Source organism: Streptomyces sp. NPDC047525, assembly GCF_040643025.1.
In the GTDB taxonomy this organism is placed as follows: Bacteria; Actinomycetota; Actinomycetes; order Streptomycetales; family Streptomycetaceae; genus Streptomyces; species Streptomyces durmitorensis.
This window is the reverse complement of record NZ_JBEYTL010000006.1, coordinates 308,065-330,130: the sequence shown is the minus strand read 5'-3', so window position 1 is coordinate 330,130 and position 22,066 is coordinate 308,065. Positions and strand designations below refer to the sequence as shown.

Genomic DNA, 22,066 nt, shown 5'->3' with positions numbered 1-22,066 from the left:
GTTACTTGCCGTGCGGCGTGAGGTCCCCGCGGCGCGGGCCAGAGAAGCTCTGCAGACGGGCCAGCGTCAGGCCGGTGAGCCGGGTGACCTCGCCGACGTCGAGGGCGCCGCAGTCCAGGCCGCGCAGCAGGTAGCCCGCGAGCGCCTTGGCCGACGCCGGCTCGTCCGCCACGTCGCCGCCCTCGCGGTGGGCGGCGTACGCGGACAGGCGCGCGGCGGCCTGCTCGAAGCCCTCGCGGTAGAAGGCGAACACGGCGGCGTAGCGCGTGGGGATGTGGCCGGGGTGCATGTCCCAGCCCTGGTAGTAGGCGCGGGCCAGGGCGCGGCGCGTGAGGCCGTAGTGCAGCCGCCAGGCGTCGTGGACCTTCTCGGTGGTGCCGACGGGCAGGACGTTGGTGGAGCCGTCCGAGACGCGTACGCCGGTGCCCGCCGCCGCGACCTGCATGATCGCCTTGGCGTGGTCGGCGGCCGGGTGGTCGCTGGTCTGGTAGGAGGCGCTGACACCGAGGCAGGCGCTGTAGTCGAAGGTGCCGTAGTGCAGGCCGGTGGCGCGGCCCTCGGCGGCGCCGATCATGCGGGCCACGGTGGCGGTGCCGTCGGCGGCGAGGATGGACTGGCTGGTCTCGATCTGGATCTCGAAGCCGATCCGGCCCGGCTCGAGGCCGCGCACCTTCTCGAACTCCTCAAGGAGGCGCACCATCGCGGTGACCTGCTCGGGGTAGGTCACCTTGGGCAGCGTCAGGACGAGGCCGTCGGGCAGGCCGCCGGCCTCCATGAGGCCGGACAGGAAGATGTCCAGGGTGCGGATGGCGCGGTCACGCACCCCCTCTTCGAAGCACTTCATGCGGATGCCCATGTACGGGGCCGCGGTGCCGTTCTTGTAGGCCTCGGAGATCATCCGGGCCGCGCGGGCGGCGTCCTGGTCCTCGTCCGCGCCCTTGTAGCCGTCCTCGAAGTCGATGCGCAGGTCCTCGATGGGCTCGCGCTCCAGCTTGGCGCGTACGCGGTCGTAGACCGGCGCGGCCAGGTCGTCGGCCAGGCCGAGGACGGACGCGAAGGTGGCGGCGTCCGGGGCGTGCTCGTCGAGGGCCTTCAGTGCCTGGTCGCCCCACGTGCGGATGGTGTCGGCGCCGAAGAGCTCGCCGGGGACGTACACGGTGTGGACCGGCTGGCGGGTGCCCGGGTCTCCGGGATAGCGGCGCTCGAGCTCCGCGTCCACCGGGGCGAGGGAAGCGCTGATGCCCTCGCTGACCGCGCCCGCGAGACTCGTTGCCACCTTCTCTTGCTGACCCATTCCTGCACCCTCCACACGCTCAGGACCACACACTCAGGACCACTCAGGATTGCCGAGTTTCCGCTTCACGGAATCAACAATCCGTATGGCGAAGTTATCCGGCGACCTTCCCGCTGGTCAACACCCTCTCGTCTGCCGGACCTCGTCCGTTCACCCGTGTCTCAGATCCTGCTTCCGCACTCGTGTGCCCGCACCTCATCCTGACCGTCACCCATCGAAGGAGCCCGCGTGCCGAACGACACCCGAGTTACGCGCCGCCTCGGCCTGCAGACCGCGCTCGCCGCGGTGGCAGTGCCCTTGTTCACCACCGCGCTCGCCGCCTCACCCGTGCACGCCGTGGAGCGCGCGGGGCGCCGCCTGGAGGTCATGTCGTTCAACCTGCGCTACGCGGGCACCACGCCGCCCAACACCTGGGCCGACCGGCGTCCGGTGACCCGGGAACTGCTGCGCCGCGCGCGCCCTCATGTCATCGGCACCCAGGAAGGCCTCTACCAGCAGGTGCGGGACATCGCCGATGACCTGGGCCCGCACTACGACTGGATCGGCACCGGCCGTGCGGGCGGCAGCCGCGACGAGTTCATGACCGTCTTCTTCGACAACCGCAGGCTCGCGCCGATCGAGTACGACCACTACTGGCTCTCCGACACCCCCGACGTCATCGGATCGAACACCTGGGGCGGCGGCTCCATCCGCATGGTCACCTGGGTCCGCTTCCACGACCTGCGCACGGACGGCGAGCTGTACGTCCTCAACACGCACCTCGACAACGCGAGTCAGTACGCACGCACGCGTGCCGCGAGTCTGATCTCCGAACGGATCGCCGCCCTCGACCCGTCCCTGCCGCTCCTGGTCACGGGTGACTTCAACGTCGCGGCCCACAAGAACCCGGTCTACGACACGATGCTGGGCGCCGGTCTCGTCGACACGTGGGACGCGGCGGACGAGCGCAGCAAGGCGTACGCCACCTTCCACGGCTACAAGCCGCTGGTGCCGGACGGCGACCGGATCGACTGGATCCTGGCGACGCCGGAAGTGCGGGTGCACTCGGCGACCATCAACACGTTCTCGGCGGGCGGGCAGTACCCGAGCGACCATCTGCCGGTGCAGGCGAGCCTGACCTTGTGACGCGGCGAGGCCCCCGTCTCCGCTCAACGCGGTGGCGAGGGCCTCGTTCTGCTCTAAGCGGGTCAGCCCTTGCGGGTGTTGACCTCTTCGGTCAGGGCCGGGACGACGTCGAAGAGGTCGCCGACGACGCCGTAGTCGACGAGGTCGAAGATCGGGGCCTCGGCGTCCTTGTTGATCGCCACGATCGTCTTGGAGGTCTGCATGCCCGCCCGGTGCTGGATCGCACCCGAGATGCCCGAGGCGATGTACAGCTGCGGCGAGACACTCTTGCCGGTCTGGCCGACCTGGTTGGAGTGCGGGTACCAGCCCGCGTCCACCGCGGCACGCGAGGCACCCACAGCGGCACCCAGCGAGTCGGCCAGCGACTCGATGAGGTGGAAGTTCTCCGCGCCGTTCACGCCACGGCCGCCGGAGACCACGATGGCGGCCTCGGTCAGCTCCGGGCGGCCGGTCGACTCACGCGGCGTACGCCCGGTCACCTTCGTGCCGGTGGCCTGCTCCGAGAAGGACACCGCCAGGGCCTGGACGGCGCCCGCGGCCGGGGCGGCCTCCACCGCGGCACTGTTGGGCTTGACCGTGATGACCGGGGTGCCGGTCGTGATCCGCGACTTGGTGGAGTACGACGCGGCGAACGCGGACTGCGTGGCCACCACACCCTCACCGTCGGCCTCCAGGTCGACGGCGTCGGTGATGATGCCGCCCTTGACCCGCAGCGCCAGACGCGCCGCGATCTCCTTGCCCTCCGCGGAGGAGGGCACCAGCACCGCGGCCGGGGACACGGCGTCGTAGGCGGCCTGCAGCGCGTCCACCTTCGGCACCACCAGGTAGTCGGCGAACTCGGCGGCGTCACTGGTGAGGACCTTGACCGCGCCGTGCTCGGCCAGCGCGGCCGCCGTGTCAGCGGCGCCGTTGCCCAGCGCCACGGCCACCGGCTCACCGATACGGCGGGCCAGCGTCAACAGCTCCAGGGTGGGCTTGCGGACGGCACCGTCCACGTGGTCGACATAGACGAGAACTTCAGCCATGGGACTTCAATCTCCTGCGGTTACAAGGAAGTGCGGCGGATGATGAGGGGGCAGCCGTAGCTCAGATGAACTTCTGGCCCGCGAGGAACTCAGCGAGCTGCTTGCCGCCCTCGCCCTCGTCCTTGACGATCGTGCCCGCGGTGCGCGCGGGGCGCTCGGTGGCGGAATCGACCTTCGTCCAGGCACCCTCCAGGCCCACGTCCCCGGCCTCCAGGTCCAGGTCGGACAGGTCCCAGGCCTCGACCGGCTTCTTCTTGGCGGCCATGATCCCCTTGAAGGAGGGGTAGCGCGCCTCGCCCGACTGGTCGGTGACCGACACCACGGCGGGCAGCGAGGCCTCCAGCTGCTCGGAGGCGGCGTCGCCGTCACGGCGCCCCTTGACCACACCGTCCTCGACCGAGACCTCGGACAGCAGCGTCACCTGCGGCACACCCAGACGCTCCGCAAGCAGCGCCGGAACCACACCCGCGGTGCCGTCGGTGGACGCCATACCGGAGATCACCAGGTCGTAACCGGCCTTCTCGATCGCCTTCGCCAGCACCAGCGACGTACCGATGATGTCGGTGCCGTGCAGATCGTCGTCCTCCACATGGATCGCCTTGTCCGCACCCATCGACAGCGCCTTGCGCAACGCGTCCTTGGCATCCTCCGGACCCACCGTCAACACGGTGATCTCCGCGTCGTCCGCCTCGTCCGCGATCTGCAACGCCTGCTCGACCGCATACTCGTCCAGCTCCGACAGCAGGCCATCGACGTCATCCCGGTCGACGGTCAGGTCATCGGCGAAGTGCCGGTCGCCGGTGGCGTCAGGCACGTACTTCACGGTGACAACGATCCTCAAGCTCACGCCGGCTCTCCTACTGCATCGTCTTTACTGGGCTGCTGCCTTGCTCTGGCCACTGCCTTCTTGCAGGCAGCATAGGCGCCTGAAGGGGCGGATCCCGGTCGGGGCGGCCCGCGCACCGACCAGAATATTACTCGCCAGTACACCCAGTACTTTCCCACTAAGCAAGCGCTTTGAACTGTGACCTTCCCAACGCTCTGTAATCGGGCGCGGAGGGGGCCATCCGGGAACTCTCAGTCGCGCAGCGCGTTGAAGCGCCCTTGGTGGTAGAGCAAGGGCCGGCCCGCGCCCGCGGGGTCCCCCACCACCGCCTCGGCCAGGACGATCCGGTGGTCACCCGCGGGCACCCGCGCCGCGACCCTGCAGACAAGCCAGGCCAGCGTGCCGTCCAGCACGGGCACGCCCTCAGGCCCCTCGTACCAGCGCGTGCCCGCGCCGAAGCGGTCGGCGCCGCTGCGCGCGAAGGTCGTGGCGAGGTCGAGCTGGTGCTCGCCGAGTATGTGGACGCCGACGTGTTCGGCCTCCGAGACCGCGGGCCAGCTGGAGGCACCCGTACCGATGCCGAACGAGAGCATCGGGGGCTCGGCGGAGACCGAGACGAGCGAGGTGGCGGTGAAGCCGACGGGCCCGGAGGGACCCTGGGCCGTGATCACGGCGACCCCCGCCGCGTGCTGCCGGAAGACGGAGCGCAGGAGGTCGGGGGATGCGAGCTGGGGAGTGCGGAGATCGGGCGTGGCCGTCATGGAATTGTCCTTCTGCAGGAGGTACGAGCGATTCCGTGGCTGCTCAGCAGCCCGGACAGCGCGCACTTGCATGACGGGCGAGGTCCACGTGGACGCGCTCGTAGAGAAGGAGCTCCGGAGGCATGGGAGAAGGCTGGCGACAGATGCCGGGCGCAGTCAAGTCCGTTCCGCGATGTGAAAGACGGCTCGCCGCGCCCTGGACCTGCGCCGTCGCGGTCTCGCGCCCTCTCCTCATCGCGGTCTGCCGCCCCTGTGGCACGCCGCCCCCTCTCTGTCCCGCGCCGTTCCGTCCCTGCCTCATGGCGCTCCTCCCCCACGCACCGCGGTCTCACACGGCCTTGCCGAGGGCGGCGATCACATCGACCTTGCGCGGCTGCCCGGTCGCGCGCAGCACGACCTGTCCGTCCGCGTCGAGCACCAGCACCGTCGGCGTCTTGAGGATGCGCAGCTCCCGTACGAGATCCAGCTCGGCCTCGGCGTCGATCTCCACATGGGAGACGCCGGGAACCATTCCGGCCACCTCGGCGAGGACGCGGCGTGTGGCACGACAGGGCTGGCAGAAGGCGCTGGAGAACTGCACGAGCGTGGCGCGCACCCCCAGTTCGTGGCCCGCCCACGCGCCCGGTGCCGGCGCGTCGAGCCGGTCTCCCGCATCGCGTATCCGCACGTCAGCCTCCCGCCCCTGTGTCATGATCCAACTGTCCCCGTCTTCAGCGTCCGCGCGCCCTCAGACATTCCCGACGTGACGAGAATCTCGCGCTCCCCGGGCACGATGGGTGGCCAGCCGTCCGTTCTTGGGGCACGATCTGCGCAACGCCGAAAAACCTACGGCTGCGTAACTTCCCGCCGGGAGCCCCCTCCCAAGGCAGAGACGAAGGGCCCTCCCCACCCATGGCAGAGCTTGTCTACCGTCCGGTCATCGGTGCCGCGAAAACGCTGTTCAAGGCATGGGACCTGAAGATCGACTGCAAGGGGTCGGAGAACATCCCTCGCACCGGCGGTGCGGTCCTCGTCAGCAACCACATCAGCTATCTCGACTTCATCTTCGACGGCCTCGCGGCCCTGCCGCAGAAGCGGCTCGTGCGCTTCATGGCCAAGGAGTCGGTGTTCCGGCACAAGATCTCCGGCCCGCTGATGCGCGGAATGAAGCACATCCCCGTCGACCGCACGCAGGGCGAGGCGGCCTACCAGCACGCGCTCGACTCGCTGCGCTCCGGGGAGATCATCGGCGTCTTCCCGGAGGCCACGATCTCGCCCTCGTTCACGCTGAAGTCCTTCAAGTCGGGCGCCGCGCGCCTGGCGCAGGAGGCGGGCGTCCCGCTGATCCCGATGGCCCTGTGGGGCACGCAGCGGCTGTGGACCAAGGGACAGCCGCGCAACTTCAAGCGCAGCCACATCCCGATCACGATCCGGGTCGGCGAGCCGGTCGAGGCCCCCACGGACCAGTTCGCGGGCGCGATCACGCGGCGCCTTCGCGAGCGCTGCCAGGAGCTCCTCGAAGCGGCGCAGCGCGCCTATCCCGTACGCCCCAAGGGCCCGAACGACACGTGGTGGATGCCGGCGCACCTCGGCGGCACCGCGCCGACTCCGGCCGAGGTGAAGGCCGCCGAGGCGAGCTGAATCGATTACTCGATTACTCCGGGCGCTTCGACGCCCGCTCCGGCGCGTGGACGGTGAGCCGCGCGCCGGGGCTGAACTTCTCGAGCAGTTCGGCGAGTTCGGCGCCCGCGGCCTCGACGCCGGAGTCCGGCCCCATCCCCTCCAGCAGGAAGATGGCGTTGACCGACTCCTCCGTGAGGCGGGTGCGCGGCCCCTGGCGCCAGTTCCAGCGCCGGCAGGTGACGCCCTCGTCGTCGCACCAGACGACCTCGCCCGCGTCCGGGTGCTCGACGGCCTGCTCGCCCGCGGCCATGGTGACGAAGTCCTCGGTACCGGTGGCCCGCACCAGGCGCATGCCGCCCTTGATGTGGTCCAGGTCCTCGCCGCCGACCGGGATCAGGTGGGCGACGCTGATCGCGTTGTAGACGTCGACGAGGGTGTTGATCCGCGGCAGGCCGCCGTCGGCGAGGGCGCGCTTGGCCAGCGCCTCGGCGGAATTGCGCGTACGGGACGGCTTCGCGCCGAAGGCGGTGTACGCCGCGCGCCAGGCCACCATGTGCGGGTCCTCGTGCGGGGCGCGGCCGTCGAGCCGCTCGGCGAGGCGGCGCGCGGCCTCGTCGAGGAGGACCGAGGTCGCGTCGGTGCTGGGCTGGTTGACGAGTCCGTAGGCCTCGATGGCGACGTGGGTGAAGCCGGGCGCGAGGGCGCGGACCTCGTCGGAGACGGTCAGGTCGATGGTCATGGTCCGTCGTGCCTCACAGTTCGTGCGTCACAGTGCTGAGGGGTAGATCTGCCAGAGGTGCGTCCGGTCCCGGGCTTCCTTGAGGACACGGAGCGCCACCGGGCTCGGTTTAGCATACAAGACTGGGTAGTCCATTTCATTGGACTCCGGATCCACGGGCCAGGCCAGCCGTTCCTCGCCGAGACAGAACTGCGCGTCGACCCCGGCCGGGATGTTCCCGCGCGGGTCCTGCCGGTGCCAGGCGCCGTCGAGGCGTACGGCGACGAGGCCGTGCAGGGAGTAACCACTGGTGTTGTCGTCACGCAGCCGCTGGTAGCAGAACGCCGTCGGGATGTCCTCGGCCCGCAGCAGGGCGGCCAGGGCGTGGGACTTGGCAGTACAGATACCGGTGCGCTCCCGAAAGACGTCGGAGGCACGCCAGGTGACCTCCATGCGGCCGGAGTCCTGCGAGTGCGGGACGGCGTCGCGCACGAACTCGAAGGCGGCGCGGGCGTATGCGTACGTATCAACGGATGACTTTGCAAGGCCGGCCGCCACCTCGCGGACCAGTGGATGCCGGTGGTCGACCACGTCGTCGGCGGCCAAGTACACCGACAGGTCAGGGTTTTCCTGGATCAGCTGCATGGCACGGGAGCATAGGAATACGACCGACCGCACGTCAATGCAATTGCGGTCGGCCGTATATCTATGCACATGGAGGGGTGGTGGCCCCGATCAGCGCGCCATCTCTTCCTTGAGCGCCGCCACGAACCCGTCCACGTCCTCCTCGCGCGTGTCGAACGCGCACATCCAGCGGACGTCGCCCGCCGCCTCGTCCCAGAAGTAGAAGCGGTACTGCTTCTGCAGCCGCTCGCTCACGTCGTGCGGCAGTCGCGCGAAGACCGCGTTGGCCTGCACCGGGTAGAGGATCTCCACGCCGTGGACGGCGCGCACGCCTTCGGCCAGGCGCTGCGCCATCTCGTTCGCGTGCCGGGCGTTGCGCAGCCAGAGGTCCTTGGCTAGCAGCGCCTCCAACTGCACCGAGACGAAGCGCATCTTGGAGGCGAGCTGCATGGACAGCTTGCGCAGATGCTTCATGTGGCTGACGGCGTCCTGGTTGAGGACGACCACGGCCTCCCCGAAGAGCGCGCCGTTCTTCGTGCCGCCCAGGGAAAGGATGTCCACGCCGACCGCGTTCGTGAACGTCCGCATGGGGACGTCGAGGGACGCGGCGGCGTTCGATATGCGCGAGCCGTCGAGGTGCACCTTCATGCCGAGCCCGTGCGCGTGCTCGCAGATGGCGCGGATCTCGTCGGGCGTGTAGAGCGTGCCCAGTTCGGTGTTCTGCGCGATGGACACGACCTGCGGCATCGCCCGGTGCTCGTCGTCCCAGCCGAAGGCCTGCTTGTCGATCAGCTCGGGCGTGAGCTTGCCGTCGGGCGTGGGCACCGTGAGCAGCTTCAGGCCGCCCATGCGCTCGGGGGCGCCACCCTCGTCCACGTTGATGTGCGCGGACTCGGCGCAGATCACCGCGCCCCAGCGGTCGGTGATCGCCTGGAGCGCGACGACGTTGGCCCCTGTGCCGTTGAAGACCGGGAACGCCTCGGCCGTGGGGCCGAAGTGACCGCGGATGACCTGCTGGAGGTTGGCGGTGTAGTCGTCCTCGCCGTACGCGATCTGGTGACCGCCGTTGGCCAGGGCGATGGCGGCGAGCACCTCCGGGTGGGCGCCCGCGTAGTTGTCGCTGGCGAACCCCCGTACGTCCGGGTCGTGGTGACGGCGCGCGTCGGTCTTCGGAGGGTTCACGGCTTCTCTGTCACGGGTGTCGCGAGCGGTCACGGCTTCTCGGTCAGCCACAGGCGGTTTCCGTTCACTTCTCCGGCGGGCCGCTCCCAGACTCCGGCGATGGCCTCGGCCAGCTCCTTGACGTCCGTGAAGCCCGCGAACTTCGCGTTGGGCCGCTCCGCGCGCATCGCGTCGTGCACCAGCGCCTTGACCACCAGGATGGCAGCCGCCGATGTCAGGCCCTGCTCGGCCCCCGCCTTGCGGAAGGCGTCGCCGAGGGCGAGCGTCCAGGCCTCGGCGGCGGCCTTCGAGGCGGAGTACGCCGCGTTGCCCGCCGTGGGCTTGGAGGCGCCGGCCGCGCTGATCAGGAGATAGCGGCCGCGGTCGCTGCGCTGCAGGCCGTCCTGGAAGGCGAGCGAGGTGTGCTGCACGGTGCGGATCAGGAGCTTTTCGAGCAGGTCCCAGTCGGCGAGGTCGGTCTCGGCGAAGGTGGCACTGCCGCGCCAGCCGCCGACGAGGTGGACCAGGCCGTCGATCCGCCCGAACTCCTTCTCCGTGCGGGTCGCCCACTCCCGGGTCGCGCCCAGGTCCAGGAGGTCGACCGTGTCGCCTATGACGGTGGCCCCGCCGTGCGCGTACCGAGCGGCGTCCACGGCCTCCGCGAGGCGTGCCGCGTCGGCGTCGGACGCCACGACCGTGGCTCCGGCCTCGGCGAGCCTGAGCAGCGTGGCCCGGCCTGCCGGACCGCCTGCCCCCGCGACCGCGACCACGGCTCCATCGAGTGCGGACATCGTCCTCGCCTCCTTGGTGCGGTCGCTCATGCGGCGACCTGCTCGGCGCCTGCCGCGGTGATCCCCTTGGTGGAGGCGATCACGTGCTTGAGCTTCTTGGAGAGCGCCTCATAGAACATGCTGAGCGGAAACTCGTCAGGAAGCACCTCGTCGACGAGTTTCCGGGGCGGAAGCTGTGTGTCGAGGGCGTCCGGACCCTTGGCCCAGCGCGATCCCGGGTGCGGGGCGAGGTACTGGGAGACCAGGTCGTACGCGGCGAACCAGTGGACCAGCTTGGGGCGGTCGATGCCCGCGCGGTAGAGCTCCTCGATCTCGGAGCACAGCTGGTTGGTGACCTGCGGCGCGCGCTCCCAGTCGATCTTGAGCTTGTTGTCGGTCCAGCGGACGACGTCGTGCTTGTGGAGGTACGCGAAGAGGAGCTGGCCGCCGAGACCGTCGTAGTTCTTGACGCGGTCACCGGTGACCGGGAAGCGGAACATCCGGTCGAAGAGGACGGCGTACTGCACGTCACGCGCCTGCGGGACGCCCTCGGCCTCCAGCTTCACGGCCTCCTTGAAGGCGGTGAGGTCGCAGCGCAGCTCCTCCAGGCCGTACATCCAGAACGGCTGCCGCTGCTTGATCATGAAGGGGTCGAACGGCAGGTCGCCGTGGCTGTGGGTGCGGTCGTGGACCATGTCCCACAGGACGAACGCCTGCTGGCAGCGGTCCTGGTCGCCGATCATCTCGCGGATGTCGTCGGGCAGTTCGAGCCCGAGGATGTCGACGGAGGCCTCGGTGACGCGGCGGAAGCGGGCCGCCTCGCGGTCGCAGAAGATGCCGCCCCAGCTGAAGCGCTCGGGGGCCTCGCGCACGGCGATGGTCTCCGGGAAGAGCACGGCCGAGTTCGTGTCGTACCCGGCGGTGAAGTCCTCGAAGGTGATGCCGCAGAACAGCGCGTTGTCGTAGCGCGTGCGCTCGAGCTCGGCCAGCCAGTCCGGCCAGACCATGCGCAGCACGACCGCTTCGAGGTTGCGGTCCGGATTGCCGTTCTGCGTGTACATCGGGAAGACCACGAGGTGCTGCAGGCCGTCCTCGCGGTGTGCCGCGGGCTGGAAGGCGAGCAGCGAGTCGAGGAAGTCGGGCACCTGGAAGCCGCCGTCCGCCCAGCGGCGCAGGTCGGCGCCGAGCGCCTGGTGGTACGCGGCGTCGTGCGGCAGGAGCGGGGCGAGCTGGTCGATCGCGGATATCACGCGGTCGACGGCGAGTTCGGCCACGGACTTGGCCGGGGCACCCTCCGCGTCGAAGTCGATCGACCCGTCCGCGGACTGCCACGGGCGGATCTCTTCCACGGCGTCCTTGAGCATCGGCCAAGCCGGGTGCTCCACGACCCTTTCCACGGGGGCACCCCCGCTCACGGGAGGAACCGACCCCTCCGTAACCCTCTGCACAAGAATTTCCGTCACTTGTCAACCTCCACGGGAGAACCTCGCGTCAGAACACCGTATGCATGCGAGGCTCTCCACCACAAGAGGAGGCTCGGGAAATTATCCTGTGACACCCCCAACATCACCGCTGTTTTTCCTGTCGTACACCGCTGAGGCAACCGCTTCTGCCACATCTGCCACCGCTGCCCGCGCATCCTCCAGGAGCCGCGTGAAGCCCAGGAAGCCGTGGAACATCCCGGGGTAGTGCCCCTGCGTCACCGGAACCCCCGCCAGGCGCAGCCTGACCGCGTACGCCCCGCCCTCGTCGCACAGCGGGTCGCACCCCGCGGTGACGATGTGCGCGGGCGGCAGCGCGGCGAGGTCCGCGCCCAGGGGCGAGGCGTAGGGGTGCGTGCCGTCGCCGTCCGGTCCGAGGTACTGCTGCCAGAACCACCGCATGTGCGCGGCCGTGAGGAAGTAGCCGGTCGCGTTCGACGTATACGAGCCGCTGCCCTGCCCCGCGTCGAGCACCGGATAGATCAGCACCTGGAGCGCCACGGCGGGCCCGCCGCGATCCCGCGCCATCAGGGCCGCGACGGTGGCGAGGCCGCCCCCGCTGCTGTCCCCCGCCGTCACCACGGCGCCCGGATCCCCGCCGAGCGCACCCGCCCGCGTCTTGGCCGCGGCCCAGCACAGGGCCGCGTACGCGTCCTCGGTGGCCGCGGGGAAGCGGTGCTCGGGAGCGAGGCGGTAGGCGACGGAGACGACGACGGCGCCGGACTCGGCGCAGAGGGTGCGGGCCGTGGGGTCGTGGGTGTCGAGGCCGCAGAGGGTGTAGCCGCCGCCGTGGAAGAAGACGACGGTGGGGCGTGGCCGGGGCGGTCCCTCGGGGCGGTAGACGCGCACGGGCAGGCCGGGAGCCCCGGCGGGACCGGGAACGCTCCGGTCCTCGACCGTGCCCACGGGCGGTGCGGCCTTGCCCGAAGGAGGCGTCGCGGCCAGGATGCGCCGGGCCTCGGCGGCGTCGGTGACGGCGCCGCCGAGGTCGGGGAACGCGGCGCTCAGCGCGTCGACGAGGGGGCGCGCGCCCGGGGCGAGACGATCACCGCCCGCGGCCGGGGCCGTCGTCACCCCGCCTCCTGGGCCCGGAAGTACGGGATGACCTTCTCGCCCCACTGCCGCAGGGTCTCCATGCAGGCCTCCTGCGGGACGGTGCCCATCTGGATGAGGCACATGATCTCGTCGGCGCCCGCGTCGCGGAGCCGCTCCACGTACGCGATGGCGTCGTCGGCGGTCCCATAGGCGTGATCGGCGTTGAAGGTGGCCGTGGACGTGGGCCGCACCGGGATGTCGTGCTCGTGCAGCCGCGCGACGACCTGCTCGGCGGCCTCGCGCATCGCGGCCGCCTCGTCGGCGCCCTCGACCACGGCCTCATCGGGAATGCCCGCCCCGCCGTACCAGTGTCCGATGGACTGCGCGAAGAACCGCTGTCCGCGGATGCCCACGCGCCGGGCCGCGTCCCCGTCGTCGAGCACGATGGTCGGGCAGAGCACGGAGAAGTGGTCGTTGACGACGCCGGACACGAAGCGCTCGTCGCCGCGGCCCGCGATCGCGGCGTCGTAGGCGGCCCGCATCCCGGCGATCGAGTCAGGCCCCGCGAAGCCCATCACCAGGGCGCCGATGCCGAGTTCGGCGGCCTGCGTCAGGGTCTCGGTCCTGCTGCACGCGAGAAAGAGCGGCGGGTGCGGGGTCTGCTTCGGCCGGGGCAGGATGGGGTGCGGATCGATGTCGAGCAGCGCCCCATGATGCTCCAGCTCCTCGCTCTCCCAGGCCTTCCCGATGATCTGCAGCGCTTCCTCGACCTCCTGGGTCGTACGTTCCTTGTCGACGCCGCAGAGCGAGGTCTCCTGCTGCGTTCCGCCGCGCCCCGCACCGAGGTCGAGCCGACCGCCGGACAGCAGATCGAGCATGGCGGCGCGCTCGGCGACCCGCGCCGGGTGGTTGAAGTTGAACGGCATGCAGACCACGCCGTGCCCGATGCGGATGGTGCTTGTGCGCGCGGCGACCCAGGCCAGGAAGATCTCCGGGGCGCTCATGTGGGCGTACCACTTGAGGGAGTGGTGCTCGACCGCCCAGATGCGGTCGAAGCCCATCTCCTCTGCGAGGACGGCCTGTTCGACGCTGTCATGGATGAGTTGATGCTCGCGCTCGACGGTGGGGTCGGCGAGCTGTGCTTCGAATATGACGGAGAACTTCACGTGCCCTCCAGGGAGTTGACCCGCTGCGGCCTGACCGCCGCACTTGCTTCGATCAGCCATATGACTAGTCGTCATATGCTGAAGTCGCAAGGGCCGCGCGGAAACAGCTGGGGCCCGCACCTTCCGGTGCGGGCCCCAGCTGCACACAGTGCACTCCGTGATCAGAGGCCGAACTCCTGCGGCGAGACGCCGAGTGCCGCGCAGGCCTCCCGCAGGACCTGCTCCTCGGCCGGGGCGATGTACCCGTCCGCGCCGGCGACGACGAACCCGGTCTGCACGACCGCCTTGGCCTCCATCGGCTTCTTCGCCGCCTTGGCGATCTCCTGCATGACCTCGGTCTTGCCCTGCTGGAAGTTGAACGTCAGCTGGTCGACGTGCTTGTTGAACCGCTGCTGCAGCTGCTCGGGCGGGAAGTTCTTCAGGACGTCGTTCTGCAGGATCAGCGACTCCACGTGCTGCCGCTCGGCCGGGTCGACCGATCCGTCGGCGGCCGCGACCAGGGCGCACATGGCCATGCTGGCGTCGCGGTAGGCACCGCTCTTGAGCTCCGTCTTGAGGGTGGCGAGCTGGGACTTGAGCACGCCCACGAGCTGGGCCTTCGACCCCCCTCCGGACCCTGACCCCGACCGTCCGTGACCACCGGAGCCGCGCGCCCCCTGGGACTGCTGCTGCATCCCCTTGGCCTGGTCCTTGATCCGGTCCCACATCGCCATCCGTGCCACCTCTGCTACCAGTTCGCTCGTACGCGCGCGTTCCACGCGTCCTCCTGCCAACGCCTCCCCGACCTTCGAAGTTCCTCCGGGGGCTCCCCGCACACACGTAGGGTGCCGGCACAGCACCTGCCGAGAGGAGTCACCCATGTCCATCCGCCGGGCCATGCCCGACGTCAGATCAGAGGCCATGGAGGAGAGCCGGGACTTCTACGGACTCCTGGGGTTCGAGGAGGTCATGAACCTCGGGTGGGTCATGACGCTCGGCTCTCCCTCCAACCCCACGGCGCAGGTCACCTTCATGACCCACGACGCGACCGCGCCCGTCGTGCCCGACTGAGCGTGGAGGTGGACGACGTGGACGCGGTCTACGCGGCGGTGCGCGCGAGTGGCGCGGAGATCGTGCATCCCTTGCAGGACGAGGAGTGGGGAGTGCGCCGGTTCTTCGTGCGCGACCCCAACGGACAGGTGGTCAATGTACTGGGCCACCGGTGACCGCGGTGCCGTTCACGCGTCGAGGCCTCCGCGCTTGACCAACTGGCTCGCGATGACGTTGCGCTGGATCTCGTTCGTGCCTTCGCCGACGATCATCAGCGGGGCGTCGCGGAAGTAGCGCTCCACGTCGAACTCGGTGGAGTAGCCGTAACCGCCGTGGATCCGCATGGCGTTGAGGGCGATCGTCATGGCGGTCTCGGAGGCGAAGAGCTTGGCCATGCCTGCCTCCATGTCCACACGGCGGCCCGCCTCGGCCTCCTGGGCCGCGTACAGGGTGAGCTGGCGGGCCGCGGTCAGCGATGTGGCCATGTCGGCCAGGTGGTTGCCGATCGACTGGTGCTTCCAGATCGGCTCGCCGAAGGACTCGCGCTCCTGGGCGTAGGCGAGGGAGTCCTCGAACGCGGCCCTGCCGACCCCCAGCGCTCGCGCGGCCACCTGGAGCCGTCCGGTCTCCAGGCCCTTCATCATCTGCGCGAAGCCCTTGCCCTCGACCCCGCCGAGGACGGCGTCGGACGGCGCACGGTAGTCGTCGAACGACAGCTCGCAGCTCTCCACGCCCTTGTAGCCGAGCTTGGGCAGGTCGCGCGAGACCGTCAGGCCCGGGCCGTGCTCGACCAGGAGGATCGAGATGCCTTTGTGGGCGGGGCTCGCGGCCGGGTCGGTCTTGCACATCAGGGCGATGAGCCCGGACCGGCGGGAGTTGGTGATCCAGGTCTTCGACCCGTTCACCACGTACCCGTCCGTGGCCCTGCGGGCGGAGGTTCGCATCGCCTGGAGGTCCGAGCCGCCGCCCGGCTCGGTCAGCGCCATGGTCGCCCGGATCTCACCGGTGGCCAGCTTCGGCAGGTAGCGGCGCTTCTGCTCCTCCGTGCCGAAGTGGAGCAGCAGCTTGACGACCACGGTGTGGCCGCCCATCGCACCGGCCAGGCTCATCCAGCCGCGGGAGAGCTCCTCGGTGACGAGGACGTAGCAGGGCATGGAGACGGGTGTGCCGCCGAATTCCTCGGGGACGGCGAGGCCGAAGATGCCGAGCCGCTTCATCTGCTCGATCAGGGCTTCGGGGTAGGTGTCGGAGTGCTCCAGTTCCTGGACGACCGGCTTCACCTCCTTGTCGACGAAGTCCCGCACCGTGCTGACGACGAACTGCTCGTCCTCGGACAGGATGTCGAGAGTGCTCATGCTGGGACGCTCCTCGTTGAGTGACAGGTGTGTGTGACGGCAGTGGTGTGCTGGTGAGCCGGGTTCTGGTGTCGCCCCTGACGGGCCCTTTGGCGCCGCACGTCAGATGACTCGCCCGGCCCGCGGGCCCTCGACCTGGCTCCCCCGGGGATCCGTACGTCGCGCCAGCGGTCCCGCCCGCCGAGCACGGGGTGGGCCAGGAACTCCTCGATGCCGTTGACCCCGGCGTGGGCGATGCCCGCCTCGTCCAGCAGCTTCTGCACGCCCCCGCTCTCCAGCTCGCCGAACCGCTCGGGCCGACGAGGTCTGCGCCGCTGCCGGTGTCAGCCGGGCCGCCTTCGGCAACGTCGATCTGGCCGCACAGCTCGGCGTCGCCCACGACGACCAGGTGGCACTGGTCCACGCACGCTCCAGGCTGGTGCTCGCCTGGGCCGCGGCGGGCATCTGCGCGCCGGTCGACGGCGTCACCACGGCCGTACGGGACGCGGACGTGCGGAGCGGGAATTGCGGTGGGCCCGTGCGGTTCTCGGAGCCGGTGAATCGGTCACCATGGTCGACGGGCAGACGGTCGACAAGCCGGTGCTCGACCGCGCGCGGCGGGTGCTCGACGGCTCTTGAGACGGGCAGGACGAATACATCCTCCTTGCCACTCTCAAGGTATAGCTCACGGGGGGCCTTGCGGCAAGGCCCAGGTCATGCCGCAGAATCAGCGCCTCAAGGCAAGAAACCATGGGGGGTCTTCATGATTGATGTCATCGTGGTCGGTGGCGGACCGACCGGCTTGATGCTGGCGAGCGAGCTGCGCCTGCAAGGGGTGCACACCGTCGTCCTGGAGAAGTTGACCGAGCCGACCGGGGAGTCGCGCGGGCAGGGCCTGCACGCGCGCAGCGTCGAGGTGATGGACCAGCGCGGACTGCTCGACCGGTTCCTCGCGGTCAGTGAGAAGTTCCAGGTCGGCGGTCTCTTCGGCGGCATCATGAAGCCCTGGCCCGACCGTCTGGACACGGGGCACCCGTTCGGTGTCGCCACCCCGCAGCCGCTCACCGAGCAGCTGCTCAACGAGCGTGCGCTCGAACTCGGTGCCGAGATCAGGCGCGGCTGCGAGGTCCGCGGGCTGAGCCAGGACGAGAACGGCGTGACCGTCGAGTTGGCGGACGGCACGTCCTTGCGCACGCGCTACCTCGTCGGGTGCGACGGTGGCCGCAGCGCCGTGCGCAAACTGCTCGGGGTCGACTTCCCCGGCGAGCCCGCCACGATCGAAACACTCCTCGGCGACATGGAGTTGACCGAGGACGCGGAGACGATCGCCGCCGTCGTCGATGAGGTCCGCAAGACCCAGCTGCGGTTCGGCGCCGGACCGGGCGCGGACGGGACGTACCGCGTCGTGGTGCCCGCCGACGGCGTGTCCGAGGACCGTGCCGCCCCGACCATCGAGGAGTTCAGGCAGCAGCTGCGGGCGGTCGCGGGCACCGACTTCGGCGCGCACTCACCGCGCTGGCTCTCCCGGTTCGGCGACGCCACCCGACAGGCCGAGCGCTACCGGGCCGGCCGGGTGTTCCTCGCCGGCGACGCGGCGCACATCCACCCGCCGACCGGCGGGCAGGGGCTCAACCTCGGTGTGCAGGACGCGTTCAACCTCGGCTGGAAGCTGGCCGCCGCGGTCAATGGCTGGGCTCCGGAGGACCTTCTCGACACCTACCAGACCGAACGGCACCCGGTGGGCGCCCGCGTCCTGGACAACACCCGCGCGCAGATCACGCTCCTCGGGACCGACGCGGGTCCGACCGCGCTGCGGGAGCTGTTCTCGAAGCTGATGGACTTCGAGGAGGTGAACCGGTACGTGACCGGGATGATCACCGCGGTCGACGTCGGCTACGACTTCGGCGAGGGCCACGAGCTGCTCGGCCGCCGGATGAGGGACGTGGAGCTGAAGCAGGGTCGCCTGTACGAGCTGTTGCACGCAGGGCGCGGACTGCTGCTCGACCGGACCGGCCGCCTTTCGGTCGACGGGTGGGCGGACCGGATCGATCACGTCGTCGACGTCAGCGAGGAACTGGACGCGCCCGCCGTCCTGTTGCGGCCGGACGGCCACGTGGCGTGGGTCGGTGAGGACCAGCAGGACCTGCTCGACCGGCTGCCGAAGTGGTTCGGCGCACCGAGCCGCGACGACTCGGGCACCGGCACGCCGCCGTCCGCGGCATGAGCGCGGGGGCCATGGGCGTGACCGGGCCTCAGCCGACCTGCGTGTGGAACTGCACGAGTCGCTGCTGAACGAGGTTCACCGTGCCCCGCTGGCGGCCGGGCACGCGGCGCCGCAACGCGACGAGTGCCGGGCCGAGTTCGCGCACGGTGTCCGGGTCGCGGACCTGCTCCCACTGATGGTGGGCCAGGTCCGCGGCGGCCTCGACATCGGGGCCGTCGGGGGCTTGTCCCGCCGTGAGTCTGGCGGAGACCACGGCGAGCCAGATCTGACAGCTGCGGCCCGGGTCCCTGGCGAAGATCGCCAGATGACCGCGGACCTCCATCCAGTGCACCACCTCGGGTGAGGACGGCCCGTACGTACGCAGCGCGTCCTGCTCCCATGCCGCCGCCATGGCCGCGGCCTCGCCGTGCTGTCCCGCCTCCACCGCCTTGGTGATCGCCGCATGCGGATCCGCGCCGGCGGTCACCGGGGCCTGCGAAGGCGGTGCGCCGGGGGCGGGGCCCTGCTGTTGGGCGGGCACGGGCATCCGGTTCCGCATGTCCCCGAGGCCGTTCGCGTGCGGGGCGACAGCGGGGTCGGCGGCCAGCACGATGTCGGTCGCGCCGTCCTCCAGCGCCTGGGCGACGACGTGTTGATGCAGGTCGGGCAGCGGCGGCCGGTGTCCGCTGCGCAGGACCGTCGCCAGCGCCTTCATGTACGAGGGCACCGCGACGGCACGGCGACCGGGCGAGGGAGCGATCCGCCCGTACAGGGCCACGCCCGTCCCCACGTCCAGAGGGCGCTGGGCCAACTGCTGCCAGCTGTCCGTGTCGGCGTGCAGATCGGCGATGACGGTCGTGCCGCCCGGCGGGCGCAGCCGCAGTTCCTGGGCGATCCAGTGCCAGGGGAAGCCGGTGTAGCGCACCGTCGCCGCAGTGGTCCGTGCCAGGGCCACATGCTGCAGTTGCTGACGGCGGTCGAGATGCAACTGCCCGACCAGGTACACCGTCAAAGGCCCCGGCGCCATCGCCGCCGCCCGCAGCCGGGTGAGCACGGTCTGCGGATCGAGCGGGTCGGCCAGCTCCACGACACTCGCGGTCGCGGTCCCCGCGAGCACCGCGGGCGACACCGCCGCGAGCACGGGCAGCACGGAAGCCGCGTCCACCATGCGGGCCTTGCCGAGCGGCGCCGCCGCGATCAGCAGCGCGGTGCCGGGCGCTGTCCCCTCCCCATCAGTCACCAGAGCACCGTATCCGCTGCTCACCTCGCGAGTGGCAGCGGGAAGACGGTTCACTTCGAGCGCCCGCTCAACGGCACCCGCCGTGCGACGACCTTGCGGTGGCTGATGCGCCAGCCCTGACCGGTGGACACAAGGGTGTCCTCGTAGGTGACGCTGCCGCTCGTGCCGTCCGCGTTGATGCCGATTCCCTTGGATCGGGCGCGTACTTGGCCTTCGTCGCCCTCGGTCAGCACGATGTTCGTGACGTGATGACCCACGGGGTTCGCCTCGCCCAGGGCGAGTGCCGCCGCACAGATGGCCTCCACTCCCACCAGCGGCTCGAGCCCGAAGTCCGTGAGGTCGTAGACCACGTCATCGGTGAACAGCTCGTCAAGGCGTTCCAACTCCCCCTCGTCGCAGAGGTGGCCGTGCATCGAGATCAACTCGGAGATGGCGGTGCGGTCCTCAATGGTCAGTGCCATGAAAGTCCTCGAAGTCCTCAAAGGTGTCCGTGTTCGGGGCAGCCACAGCATCCTCCCAGTTCACGGCCTCGTGCGACACGCTTTAGGCTGCGGCAACGAGTTACCTACGGGGGAGCAGGGCCGTGCGCATAGAACGCCATCACATCGACGAAGCCGCCGTCCTGGCGGCGCGCGAGGACTTCACCCACCAGATCGGCCGGCGGGTCCGCTCGATGTCGAAGGCGGGCCCCATCACCGGGTACGACTGGGGGCTGCTCGCGGAGGAGTTCGTCAGCTACCTCGGCGCGCTCTCCGTCGAGACCCCGGACCTGCACACCCCCGAGGCGAAGGCCGCTCTGCGCGACGCGTCCGAGGCAGCGGCCGGCAAGGTCGCGTACGCGGCGTACTACCCGGTCGCTTCCTTCCACGTCTCTCTGGACTACGTGAACTTCGGGATGGGCTACGACGCCGGATCCGACGGCGAGCGCGAGACCGTCTCCGCGTACGAATGGATCGACGCCTTCTGCCTGGCCGTCCTGGCCGGACGGGCCGAATGGCACGGGGAAGCCTTCCACTTCGCCCGCGAGACGCCCCAGCAGGACGCGGCGGGACGCCCGGCCGTCGAGCTCATCAACGGGCTGATGGCCTACGTCATGGGGGACACCGGGGACGACGACGCGAGCTATCCGCCCTCGAAGGAGGAGAAACTGGCCGCGCTCGACGCCGCGCTCGCCCGGATCAAGGACCTGGACCGCGAACTCGACGCCGGACTCATCGACAAGCCCGAGAGCACGGCGCTGCGCGGCCTGCGCGCCCTGGCCGCCCATGCCCAGGAGGAGTTCGCCGCCGCGCTGACCACCCTGCTGACCCGGCACAGCAGTGTCTCCGCCCGCAGTACCCAGCCCGACACCCTCCTGCCGCTGCTCCCCCTGACGCTGGCCGCGCTCGCCTACCGCCGCGAGGGGTGGCAGGTGCCGGTCGAGACGGACTACCTGCCGCACGCGCTGGTCACGGGGTTCGAGACACCGGGCCCCCGGGTGGGCGCCTTCGGCCGCGACCGCCGCCCGGACGCGGTGGCACAACTCGCCTCCGGGCCAGTCGAGTTCGCCCGGCCGGAACATCCCCGGCCGCTCACCGACGAAATCGTGGCGCTGTTCCAGCGGGACACCGATGAGGTGCTCGCACCGGACCGCGAGGAGCCGGTCTCCGCCGCGGACTGGTCGGACGCGATGAGCGACCAGGAGTCGCTGTTCCGCTTCCGCTCCACGCTGACGTCCGACGTCACCGACGAGCAGCTCGCGAACCTCGCCCTCGCCTCCCGCCTCGGGGCCGAGGCCTTCGTCGCCGCGCAGGGCGAGGCCCGCCGTGACCCGCACTACACCGGGCCCTGGCGCTGGCTGACCGCCGTCGGTTTCGCGCTGATCACGGGGGCGCGCGAACACCTCGCTCCTCTGGTCCTGATCGATCCGGCGCTGCTCGCCGACGGGTCCGCCTACGCGTCGTACTACCAGGCCCTGCACGCCTACCTGCGCGGCACGGACCCCGAGGAGGCCGCCGAGCGTGCCGTGGCGGACCGGGAGAACTGCGTCCGGTGGGGTTTCTTCCCGCCGCCGTCCGTGCTTCTGTCCCAGCTCGTCGAGGGCGACGAGGAGAGCTTCAACCTCGCGCTCATCGACGCCCTCGAAGCACACCGCGACCACTACCGCGTGGCGGACCGCGCGGAGGACCCCAACGCCGCGATCAACCTCAACATCCTGGCCCTGACCTGCCACGCGCGTCGCCGGGGCTGGAACATCCACGTCTCGTCCCCGTACCTCCCCGCACGCCTTCTGCACGCCGCGCAGCCGCTGTAGGAAGAGCGCGCGGGAGTGGACCGTGCGGCCGGAGCCTGCGGCCGCCGCCGGATTCGGCAGCGGCCGCGGCGCTCCTGAGGGCAGGCTCCCCCTGTCCCCGGAGCAGGTGTCCGCACCGGCTGATGGCCGGGAGCCGCGGGAGTGGCCCCTGATGCACCAACCGGCGGGACGTGCCGGTGTCCGTGCGTCCGCTGCAAGGAAGGACGGAACCGGCGGCCTGCGTCACCGATGTGCTTTCCGCTCGGCGCCGGAGCGTGAACGGTGTGGTCGGGCCGTTCCAGGGGCTGGGGGCGGGCCTCCGCGCCAGAGTAGAACGAGCGGGCAGGAGCGGACAACGCCTTTCCGACCTCCTGGCCGCCACCGATGAGTTCCCGCGCGC

22 protein-coding genes are annotated in these 22,066 nt (G+C 70.3%); 6 read left to right on the top strand and 16 right to left on the bottom strand.

Translation table 11 applies throughout. The features are described 5' to 3' along the window. Nucleotide 1 precedes the first annotated feature (1 nt). Nucleotides 2-1,294: an aldolase/citrate lyase family protein gene (locus ABZ833_RS19685; RefSeq protein ID WP_361048296.1), complete on the bottom strand. Its 1,293-nt coding sequence runs from the start codon at nt 1,292-1,294 to the stop codon at nt 2-4. Nucleotides 1,295-1,522: 228 nt separating this feature from the next. Between ABZ833_RS19685 and ABZ833_RS19680 the strand changes: the two genes are divergently transcribed. After that, nucleotides 1,523-2,419 carry an endonuclease/exonuclease/phosphatase family protein gene (locus tag ABZ833_RS19680; protein ID WP_361048294.1) on the top strand — a complete coding sequence of 299 codons (897 nt, stop codon included), beginning with the start codon at nt 1,523-1,525 and terminating at the stop codon, nt 2,417-2,419. 62 nt (nt 2,420-2,481) lie between these two features. On the opposite strand, the gene ABZ833_RS19675 is transcribed toward ABZ833_RS19680, so the two are convergent. The 4 genes from ABZ833_RS19675 to ABZ833_RS19660 form a co-directional block, all read right to left on the bottom strand. Beyond that, a complete protein-coding gene (locus ABZ833_RS19675; protein WP_361048292.1) occupies nt 2,482-3,444 on the bottom strand; it encodes an electron transfer flavoprotein subunit alpha/FixB family protein in 963 nt (320 codons plus the stop codon). A 61-nt stretch (nt 3,445-3,505) separates the two neighbouring features. After that, nucleotides 3,506-4,291, bottom strand: a complete 786-nt coding sequence (locus ABZ833_RS19670; RefSeq protein ID WP_361041041.1) for an electron transfer flavoprotein subunit beta/FixA family protein — start codon at nt 4,289-4,291, stop codon at nt 3,506-3,508. Nucleotides 4,292-4,521: 230 nt separating this feature from the next. Beyond that, entirely contained in the window at nt 4,522-5,031 is a 510-nt protein-coding gene (locus ABZ833_RS19665) for a flavin reductase family protein (RefSeq protein ID WP_361048290.1), read from the bottom strand. A gap of 328 nt (nt 5,032-5,359) precedes the next feature. Next, nucleotides 5,360-5,722 (bottom strand): thioredoxin family protein, encoded by a 363-nt coding sequence (locus ABZ833_RS19660; protein ID WP_361048288.1) that lies wholly within the window; start codon nt 5,720-5,722, stop codon nt 5,360-5,362. A gap of 200 nt (nt 5,723-5,922) precedes the next feature. On the opposite strand from ABZ833_RS19660, the gene ABZ833_RS19655 reads away from it, so the two are divergent. Then, nucleotides 5,923-6,651: a lysophospholipid acyltransferase family protein gene (locus tag ABZ833_RS19655; protein ID WP_361048286.1), complete on the top strand. Its 729-nt coding sequence runs from the start codon at nt 5,923-5,925 to the stop codon at nt 6,649-6,651. Nucleotides 6,652-6,664: 13 nt separating this feature from the next. On the opposite strand, the gene ABZ833_RS19650 is transcribed toward ABZ833_RS19655, so the two are convergent. From ABZ833_RS19650 to ABZ833_RS19615, 8 genes are all read right to left on the bottom strand, one after another. Next, nucleotides 6,665-7,372, bottom strand: coding sequence for a phenylalanine--tRNA ligase beta subunit-related protein (locus ABZ833_RS19650; protein ID WP_361048284.1), 708 nt, complete (start codon nt 7,370-7,372; stop codon nt 6,665-6,667). Nucleotides 7,373-7,399: 27 nt separating this feature from the next. Next, nucleotides 7,400-7,996, bottom strand: coding sequence for a transglutaminase family protein (locus ABZ833_RS19645; RefSeq protein WP_361048282.1), 597 nt, complete (start codon nt 7,994-7,996; stop codon nt 7,400-7,402). Nucleotides 7,997-8,086: 90 nt separating this feature from the next. Beyond that, nucleotides 8,087-9,157: a low specificity L-threonine aldolase gene (locus ABZ833_RS19640; protein WP_361048280.1), complete on the bottom strand. Its 1,071-nt coding sequence runs from the start codon at nt 9,155-9,157 to the stop codon at nt 8,087-8,089. 29 nt (nt 9,158-9,186) lie between these two features. Beyond that, nucleotides 9,187-9,957 carry an SDR family NAD(P)-dependent oxidoreductase gene (locus ABZ833_RS19635; protein ID WP_249591493.1) on the bottom strand — a complete coding sequence of 257 codons (771 nt, stop codon included), beginning with the start codon at nt 9,955-9,957 and terminating at the stop codon, nt 9,187-9,189. Then, complete coding sequence (locus ABZ833_RS19630) at nt 9,954-11,369, bottom strand: DUF6421 family protein (protein WP_361048278.1); 1,416 nt, start codon at nt 11,367-11,369, stop codon at nt 9,954-9,956. The genes ABZ833_RS19635 and ABZ833_RS19630 overlap by 4 nt, the downstream gene beginning before the upstream one ends. 81 nt (nt 11,370-11,450) lie before the next feature. Continuing rightward, nucleotides 11,451-12,461, bottom strand: a complete 1,011-nt coding sequence (locus tag ABZ833_RS19625; RefSeq protein WP_361048276.1) for an alpha/beta hydrolase — start codon at nt 12,459-12,461, stop codon at nt 11,451-11,453. Next, nucleotides 12,458-13,588, bottom strand: coding sequence for an LLM class flavin-dependent oxidoreductase (locus ABZ833_RS19620; RefSeq protein ID WP_361048274.1), 1,131 nt, complete (start codon nt 13,586-13,588; stop codon nt 12,458-12,460). The genes ABZ833_RS19625 and ABZ833_RS19620 overlap by 4 nt, the downstream gene beginning before the upstream one ends. A gap of 161 nt (nt 13,589-13,749) precedes the next feature. Beyond that, nucleotides 13,750-14,301 carry a TerB family tellurite resistance protein gene (locus ABZ833_RS19615; RefSeq protein ID WP_361048746.1) on the bottom strand — a complete coding sequence of 184 codons (552 nt, stop codon included), beginning with the start codon at nt 14,299-14,301 and terminating at the stop codon, nt 13,750-13,752. Between the two features lie 145 nt (nt 14,302-14,446). Here ABZ833_RS19615 and ABZ833_RS19610 point away from each other — a divergent pair, with 145 nt between their 5' ends. Together ABZ833_RS19610 and ABZ833_RS19605 are read left to right on the top strand one after the other, a co-directional pair. Beyond that, nucleotides 14,447-14,638, top strand: a complete 192-nt coding sequence (locus ABZ833_RS19610; RefSeq protein WP_361048272.1) for a hypothetical protein — start codon at nt 14,447-14,449, stop codon at nt 14,636-14,638. Then, complete coding sequence (locus ABZ833_RS19605) at nt 14,548-14,793, top strand: VOC family protein (protein ID WP_361048270.1); 246 nt, start codon at nt 14,548-14,550, stop codon at nt 14,791-14,793. Before ABZ833_RS19610 ends, ABZ833_RS19605 begins: the two co-directional genes overlap by 91 nt. A 12-nt stretch (nt 14,794-14,805) precedes the next feature. Here ABZ833_RS19605 and ABZ833_RS19600 read toward each other — a convergent pair whose 3' ends face one another. After that, entirely contained in the window at nt 14,806-15,972 is a 1,167-nt protein-coding gene (locus ABZ833_RS19600; RefSeq protein ID WP_361048268.1) for an acyl-CoA dehydrogenase family protein, read from the bottom strand. Nucleotides 15,973-16,714: 742 nt separating this feature from the next. On the opposite strand from ABZ833_RS19600, the gene rox reads away from it, so the two are divergent. Beyond that, entirely contained in the window at nt 16,715-18,175 is a 1,461-nt protein-coding gene (gene rox / locus ABZ833_RS19595; RefSeq protein WP_361048266.1) for a rifampin monooxygenase, read from the top strand. 28 nt (nt 18,176-18,203) lie between these two features. Here the strand turns inward: rox and ABZ833_RS19590 are convergent, their stop codons facing one another. Together ABZ833_RS19590 and ABZ833_RS19585 are read right to left on the bottom strand one after the other, a co-directional pair. Beyond that, nucleotides 18,204-19,394 (bottom strand): hypothetical protein, encoded by a 1,191-nt coding sequence (locus ABZ833_RS19590; RefSeq protein ID WP_361048263.1) that lies wholly within the window; start codon nt 19,392-19,394, stop codon nt 18,204-18,206. A 50-nt stretch (nt 19,395-19,444) separates the two neighbouring features. After that, complete coding sequence (locus ABZ833_RS19585) at nt 19,445-19,855, bottom strand: nuclear transport factor 2 family protein (RefSeq protein WP_361048260.1); 411 nt, start codon at nt 19,853-19,855, stop codon at nt 19,445-19,447. 122 nt (nt 19,856-19,977) lie between these two features. Here ABZ833_RS19585 and ABZ833_RS19580 point away from each other — a divergent pair, with 122 nt between their 5' ends. Beyond that, nucleotides 19,978-21,687 carry an Imm49 family immunity protein gene (locus tag ABZ833_RS19580; protein ID WP_361048257.1) on the top strand — a complete coding sequence of 570 codons (1,710 nt, stop codon included), beginning with the start codon at nt 19,978-19,980 and terminating at the stop codon, nt 21,685-21,687. The last annotated feature ends 379 nt before the right edge of the window (nt 21,688-22,066 follow it).

Bases quoted from the DNA above. Each gene is read 5' to 3' on its own strand.
- ABZ833_RS19685 (WP_361048296.1), bottom strand. From the start codon at position 1,294: ATGGGTCAGCAAGAGAAGGTGGCAACGAGTCTCGCGGGCGCGGTCAGC.
- ABZ833_RS19675 (WP_361048292.1), bottom strand. From the start codon at position 3,444: ATGGCTGAAGTTCTCGTCTATGTCGACCACGTGGACGGTGCCGTCCGC.
- ABZ833_RS19665 (WP_361048290.1), bottom strand. From the start codon at position 5,031: ATGACGGCCACGCCCGATCTCCGCACTCCCCAGCTCGCATCCCCCGAC.
- ABZ833_RS19660 (WP_361048288.1), bottom strand. From the start codon at position 5,722: ATGACACAGGGGCGGGAGGCTGACGTGCGGATACGCGATGCGGGAGAC.
- ABZ833_RS19655 (WP_361048286.1), top strand. From the start codon at position 5,923: ATGGCAGAGCTTGTCTACCGTCCGGTCATCGGTGCCGCGAAAACGCTG.
- ABZ833_RS19650 (WP_361048284.1), bottom strand. From the start codon at position 7,372: ATGACCATCGACCTGACCGTCTCCGACGAGGTCCGCGCCCTCGCGCCC.
- ABZ833_RS19645 (WP_361048282.1), bottom strand. From the start codon at position 7,996: ATGCAGCTGATCCAGGAAAACCCTGACCTGTCGGTGTACTTGGCCGCC.
- ABZ833_RS19635 (WP_249591493.1), bottom strand. From the start codon at position 9,957: ATGAGCGACCGCACCAAGGAGGCGAGGACGATGTCCGCACTCGATGGA.
- ABZ833_RS19615 (WP_361048746.1), bottom strand. From the start codon at position 14,301: ATGGCGATGTGGGACCGGATCAAGGACCAGGCCAAGGGGATGCAGCAG.
- ABZ833_RS19610 (WP_361048272.1), top strand. From the start codon at position 14,447: ATGTCCATCCGCCGGGCCATGCCCGACGTCAGATCAGAGGCCATGGAG.
- ABZ833_RS19600 (WP_361048268.1), bottom strand. From the start codon at position 15,972: ATGAGCACTCTCGACATCCTGTCCGAGGACGAGCAGTTCGTCGTCAGC.
- rox (WP_361048266.1), top strand. From the start codon at position 16,715: ATGATTGATGTCATCGTGGTCGGTGGCGGACCGACCGGCTTGATGCTG.
- ABZ833_RS19585 (WP_361048260.1), bottom strand. From the start codon at position 19,855: ATGGCACTGACCATTGAGGACCGCACCGCCATCTCCGAGTTGATCTCG.